At 75.1% G+C, this 6,862-nt stretch carries 1 protein-coding gene; it reads right to left on the bottom strand.

Annotation, left to right across the window (positions count from 1 at the left end; translation table 11 throughout):
• The coding region (locus tag AB0E96_RS36340; RefSeq protein ID WP_359830301.1) for an SDR family NAD(P)-dependent oxidoreductase at nucleotides 1-6,780 on the bottom strand (6,780 nt) is incomplete at its 3' end.
• Nucleotides 6,781-6,862: the final 82 nt, after the last annotated feature.

Below are 6,862 nucleotides of genomic sequence, written 5' to 3'. Positions count from 1 at the left end.
CCGGTTGCGCATGCTCGGGCGGCCACGGTTCGCTCCCCGGTTCGCTGCCGTTCCACAGATGGAAGACCACCATCGGCTGCTGCGGATCCTCCGAGCCTCGGGGTAGAACGGCGCCAGCGCGCGCCTGAGCTGGATCACCATCACCGAGTCGAGACCGATGTCGACGAACGGCCGGTCGGGGTCGACCGCCTCCGGGGGCAGCTTGCTGACCTCGGCGAAGACCGCGCGCAGGTGGTCCAGCACGGCCCGGTCGGCGGCGTCGTCCAGGGCCCTCCCGGACGGTGCTCCGGACGACGGGGGCAGGGGCCGGGACGTGGACGCGCTCGGGTTCGGGCCCGGGTTCGGGTTCGGGCTCGCGGTGGGCGAGCCGGTGCCGGCGCGCTCCGGCGCACCGTGGTGCACCCACACCCGGTCGGCCCCGGTGCGCCAGGCGTCGGCCAGGGCCGTGAAGCCCGTCTCCGTCGGCATCGGGACCAGCCCGCGGTCCTCCCGCAGGTAGGCCAGGGTGCGGTCGTCGACGGCCATGCCGCCGTCCCGCCACAGCGGCCAGGCGACGGAGAGCGTCCGCCCCCGCCGTTCCCCCCGGGCGACGGCCGCGTTCCGGGTGACGGCGAACCCGTCCAGGAAGGCGTTCGCGGCCGCGTAGTCGCACTGCCCCGGGTTGCCGGTGACGGCGGAGCCGGAGGAGTAGGCCAGGACGAACTCCAGCGGGCAGTGCGCGGTGGCCCGGTCGAGGTGGACGAGGCCGTCCGCCTTGGCGCCGAGGACCTCCTCCCACTGGGTCGCGGTCTTCTCGGTGTACAGGGCGTCGCGCACCGTGCCCGCGGCGTGCACCACCCCGGTGACCTCGCCCGCCTCGGCGACGAGGTGGCGGACCTCCTCCCAGCGGGAGAGGTCGGCCCGGACGTAGCGGGCGACCGCTCCGGTCCGCCGCAGGTCGGCCAGCAGCGCATCCACCCGCTCGTCGGCCGGCGAGCGGCCCGCGAGGACGAGGGTCGGGCGCCGGACGTCGGCGGCGATCCGGCGGGCCGTCGCGGCGCCGATGGCGCCGGCGCCGCCGGTGACGAGGTAGACGCCGCCGTCGCGCCACGGCGGGGCGGAGCCGGTGGCCGGGGGAGCGACGGCGGTCCAGACGGGGGTCTGCCGGAGTCCGTGGTGGTAGCGGACCAGGTCGTCCGCGCCGTCGGCGTTCTCCGCGACCGCGGTGGCCGGGGCGATGTCCGAGTCGCCGTCCAGGACGATCACCTGGCCGAGCACCCCGGGGTCCTCCTTGGCCACCGAGCGCAGCAGGCCGGCCAGGGCCGGGGTGTCCGTGACCACCTGGACCAGCACCGTGCCGCCCTCGGCCGCCAGGCCCCGGACGGTCTCCAGCAGCTTCCAGGACAGGTCGCGGAACCGGCTCTCCGGCCGTTGCTTGGCGGTATCCAGCCGGATCGCGCCGGGGACGTCGCCGTCGACTCCGCACAGCACGACCGCGCGCCGGTCGTGCCGGCGGCCCGACGCCGCCGGGGCAGTGGCGGGGGCCCAGCTCGGGACCGACAGGGTCGTGACGGCCGCCCGGGCGCCGCCGGGTGCGGCCCCCGGTTCCGCCCCGGGCCCCGCCGCCGCTGCCACGGCTCCGGCCGGTTCGGCCGCCCCGGCCGTCGGCGGGACGGGTTCCGCAGCCGACGCCGTCGACGGGACCGCTTCCGGGGCGGGTTCGCCCACGGGGTACCAGAACCGGTCCCGGGCGAACGGGTATCCGGGCAGGTGCAGGCGTCCCGGAGTCGCCCCGTCGGGCCACCCGGACCGGTCGAGGGCCTCCCCGGCGAGCCAGCGGGCCGCCGGGCCGGAGGCCCCGCCGCGGTCGCCGGTGGACACGAACTCCCGGAGGCGGTCCCGCAGTTCGGCCAGGGAGGAGACGTTCCAGGCGGCCCGCTCGGCCATTTCCTCCCGGCCCGTCACGAGGGTCCGGGCGACCGAGCGCAGCGAGACCCCCTCGGAGCGCTCCAGGAAGGCCAGCAGGTCGCCGGCCCGTGCCGTCAACTGCTCCGGGGTGCGCGCCGACAGCGGCACCAGGACGTCCCCGGCGGGTTCGTCCCGGTCGGAGCGGACGGGCACGTACTCCTCGACCACGACATGGGCGTTGACGCCGCCGAAGCCGAAGCTGCTCACTCCGGCCCGCCTCGGCGCGTCCCGGCCGTCGCGGTCGCGCGGCCGCGGCCAGGGCTCGTTCTCCCGGACGAGGTGGAAGGGCCCGTCGGCGAGTTCGACGAACGGGTTGACCTTGCGCAGGTGTCGGGTCGCGGGCAGCACCCCGTGCCGGAGCGCGAGCAGCACCTTCAGCAGCCCGGCGATTCCGGCCGCGGACTCCAGGTGCCCGATGTTGGTCTTGACCGAGCCCAGGCCGCAGGAGCCGTCGTCGCTCCGGCCGAGCCTGCGGAAGGCCGTGCGCAGCGCGCGGACCTCGACCGGGTCGCCGAGGGCCGTTCCGGTGCCGTGGGCCTCGACGTAGCCGACGGTGTCCGGGTCGAGGCCGCCGACCGCCGCGGTGATCAGCTCGGCCTGGGCGTCGGCGTTCGGCGCGGTGAGCGAGTTGGCCCGCCCGCCGTGGTTGTACGCGCTGCCCCGGAGCACGCCGAGGATCGCGTCGCCGTCGCGCTCGGCCGCCGCCAGCGGCTTGAGGACGACGGCTCCCACGCCCTCGCCGCGCACGTATCCGTCGGCGTCGGCGTCGAAGGTGCGGCACAGTCCGTCCGGGCTGAGCATTCCGGCCCGGTGGGCGCTGACGAAGGTTCCGGCGTCGAGCAGGACGTTCACCCCGCCCGCGATCGCCAGGTCGCAGGTGCCGGACCTGATGGCCTCCATCGCGCGGTGCACCGCGACCAGTGAGCTGGAGCAGGCGGTGTCGACGGGCTCGCTCGGGCCGCGCACGTCGAGCAGGTAGGAGATGCGGTTGGCGAGGATCGCGTGGTTCGTGCCGGTCGCGGTGAAGGCGTCCGGCCGCACCCCGCCGGTGCTGAGCAGCGTCGCGTAGTCGTTGCCGGTGACGCCGATGAACACGCCGGTGTTGGTGGGGAGTTCGCTCGGGCGGTGGGCACTGTCCTCCAGCGCCTGCCACACCGTCTCCAGCACCAGGCGGTGCTGGGGGTCCATCAGTTCGGCCTCGCGCGGCAGGATCCGGAAGAACGCCGCGTCGAAGGCGTCGACGTCGTCGAGGACGCCCATCCGGCGGGGGAAGTCCAGGGCGGTGACGGCCCGGCGCTGCTCCTCGTCGTACCGGTCCAGCGGGAAGTCGGTGACGGAGTCCCGCCCGGCCAGCAGGTTCGCCCAGAACTCGGTGAGGTCGCGGGCGCCGGGGAAGCGTCCGGCCGCGCCGATCACGGCGATCGGCTGGTCCGCGGCCGTCCCGGTGCCGGTCGGCCGGGGCCGCGGCTCGGCGACGGGCGGTGCCTCCCGGGTCGCCGGGGCGGTCGTCGGGGCGGTCACGGCGGCGGCCGCGGGTCCGGCCACGGGTCCGGTCGCGGTGACGACCGCGGCGCGGCCCGGACGCGGCGCGGCTGAGGCCCCGTGCTCCTCGACCAGGTGGGCGCCCAGCGCCGCCAGGGTACTGAGGTCGAAGAACACGGCCGGGCTGACCGTGACGCCGAAGCGCTCCTCGATCCGCTTGGCGAAGGCGACCAGGGAGATGGAGTCGAAGCCGAACTCGTCCAGGCCGGTCCGGGGGTCGAGTTCCGCCGGCTCGAACTTCAACAGCCCCGCCGCGATCTCGCGCAGCCCGTCCACGACCCCGTCCACGACTCCGTCCACGGCCACGACGGCCCGGGCGGACCCGGTGGCGCTCGTTCCGGCGGTGTCGGGACCGGTGGTGTCGGGACCGTCGGTGCCCGGCCCCGGGCGGACGGCGGCCGGCCGGGTGGCCCGGCGCACGGTCGGAGCCGTTCCCCCGGTGCCGCACAGCACGCCCTCCAGCGCTCCGAGGACCTCGCCGGCCTCGTCGGCCAGCAGGATCCGGTCGGCGCCGAGCAGGACGTACCCGACCGGCCCGCCGGCGCGGACCGTGATCTCGCCGATCCGGTTGGGCGCCATGTGCTGCCAGTCCGGATGCCCGGCCCGCCGGGCGGTCCACTGCACTCCCAGGGCGATCGCCGCGAGCACCGCGGGCTCGATGCCCACGTGCCGCCGGGCGTGGTCCTGTTGGACGTCGGGGCGGGCCAGTCGCAGGACGGTGCCGCCGTCCGGCGCGGCGGACACCCCGGCGACGGCGCACGAGGCGGCCCGGGGGACGACACCGCCCTCGGCCAGTTCGGCCAGGAAGCCCGCCCGGTCCAGCACGGGCCGCAGTCCGGCGAGGTCGATCCGGCCGACGGGCGTGCCGCCGGCCCGGACGGTGAACTCGACGGCGGGCGGCCCGTCCCCGGCCCGCACCAGGCCGTGGCCGTCGGCGAACTCGGTGACGAGGCGTCCGGTGGCGGACCAGTCGATCGGTCGCAGCACCCGCAGGTCGTGGACGGCCGGTTCGGCCGCGAAGCCGCTGACCTTCCCGGTGGCGAGTGCGAGGTCCACGGCGAAGGTGGGCACCACGACGGGGAGCCCGTCCTGCCGGTAGGTGTAGTCCCGGAGGTCGTCGAGGCGCAGGTCCGCGGTGTAGCGCAGGCCGTGGACGTCGGACTCGTTGCGTCCCAGGAAGGGGTGCAGCCGGTCACGGAAGGCCAGCGGGGCGAGGACGGACGGCGCGTCCTCGTCCACCTCGACCCAGCAGCGCACCCGGTCGAAGGGGTACGCGGGCAGCGGGACCCGCCGGGCCGCGGGCAGTTCGTCCCAGTCGACGCTCCGGCCGGAGAGCCAGGTCCGGGCCGTCCCGTGTTCCGGAACGTCCCGACGGCCTGCCAGCCAGCCGTCCACGGCGGCCAGGGCGGCGGCCCGGTCGGCCGCCACGAAGGCCCAGCGGTGCGGCAGTTCGTTCTTGCCGACCCGCAGGGTGAAGGCGATGTCGGGGAGGTCGGCCTCGCGGGCCCCGGCGAGGTGGTCGCGGAAGAGGACGAGGTAGCGCCCGAGGGCGTCCTCGTTCATCGCGGAGAACACGAACAGCTGCTCGCCGAAGGGCTCCCGGCGCACCGGCCGCGGCGGGTACTCCTCCAGGATGATGTGGGAGTTCATGCCGCCGGCGCCGATCGAGGTGAGGCCGGCCCGGCGCGGGTGGGCGACCTTCCGGCCGTCGACGGTGGTGACGGCCGGCCGCCAGTCGGCGAGGGTCTGCTGCACCCGGAACGGGGTGTCGGCGAAGTCGATGTCCGGGTTGAGCTCCGAACTGTGCAGGGACGGCGCCAGCTTGCCGTGCCGCAGCTGGAGCAGCACCTTCGACAGGCCCACCATCCCGGCGGCGGCGAGCAGGTGGCCCATGTTGGCCTTGACCGAGCCGAGCGCGCAGAACTGCTTGTCCGCGGTGTACGTCCGGTAGGCGGAGGTGAGGGCGCGGACCTCGATCGGGTCGCCCAGGGCGGTGCCCGAGCCGTGGCCTTCGACGTAGCCGATCGTCCGCGGGTCGATCCCGGCGTCCTCGACGGCCTTCTCGATCGCGCGGGCCTGCATGGCGGGGCTCGGCACGGTGAAGCCGTTGCGCACCCCGGCGTTGGACAGGGCGGTGCCCTTGATGACGGCGTACACGTGGTCGCCGTCCCGCTCCGCGTCGACCAGCGGCTTGAGCACCACCGCGCCGACGCCCTCGCCGAGGATGGTGCCGTCCACCCCGACGCCGAAGCTGCGGATCACGTCCGAGGTGCCGGTGGTGAAGTGCTCCTGCGAGGAGGTGATCAGGTTGTACGGGTGCAGCAGCAGGTTGACGCCGCCCGCGACCACCATCCGGCACTCGCCGGCCCGCAGCATCTGCACGCCCTGGTGGATGCAGGTCGAGGAGGCCGAGCACATGGTGTCCAGGAAGATCGACGGCCCGGTCAGGCCGTAGAAGTAGGACAGCATGTTCGGGATGGTGCCGGTGTAGCTGCCGCTCTGCGGCGCGCCGCGGGTGAGGCTGTTCTGGAAGCCGTACAGGTTGTAGTGGTTGCTCATCGTCCCGACGAGCACGCCGACGTCGCCCTGGTAGCGGCGCCGGATGGTCTCCTTCGAGTAGCCGGCGTCCTCCAGCGCCTGCACCCCGGCCTGGAGGAACAGCCGCACCTCCGGGGACATCTGCTCGGCCTCGCGCTTGGAGATCCGGAAGTAGCGGGGGTCGAAGGCGTCGATGTCGCGCAGGAACGTTCCGGTCCGGATCACGGTCTTGCCGGGCACGGACCGGTCGCCGTCGAGGACGGCCCGGTGGTCCCAGCGTTCGGCGGGGACCTCGGTGAAGCTGTGCCGGCCGTCCGCCAGCAGTTCCCACAGCTCGTCGAGGGTGTCGGCGCCGGGGTAGCGGCCGGAGATCCCGATGATCGCGATGTCGTGCCGGTCGTCCCGGCCCGCGCCGGACCGTTCCTCGCGGGCCACGACGGACCCGACGGCCGCGGGGGCGGGGGCGTCGTCCGCTCCGACGGCCCCGGGCGCCCCGGTGGGCGCCCCGACGGCTTCCGGTGCCGGCTCGGCCCCCGCCTGCGGCTCGGCCCCGCCGAGGACGGCCGCCAGCTGCTCCCGCCGGGACTCCACGAAGTGGGCGGCGACGTCGGCGATGTTGAGGTACTCGAAGAAGATGGTCTTGGAGAGCGGACCGAACAGCTTCTCCAGTTCGGCGGTCACGCCCATGATGCTCAGCGAGTCGATGCCGTACGCGCCGAGGTCGGTGCCCGGGTCGAGGTGCTCCTCGGGCAGATCGGCATCAGGTCCCCCTCGTTTCGGGCCCGCTCGGTGCGGCGTCGCGCCGGGATGTCGGTCCGGTCACGTCTTCAGCGGT

This window comes from Kitasatospora sp. NPDC036755, from assembly GCF_040636595.1.
Lineage (GTDB): Bacteria > Actinomycetota > Actinomycetes > Streptomycetales > Streptomycetaceae > Kitasatospora.
Note: the sequence above shows the minus strand (reverse complement) of the source record. Positions and strands in the feature narration are given on the sequence as shown.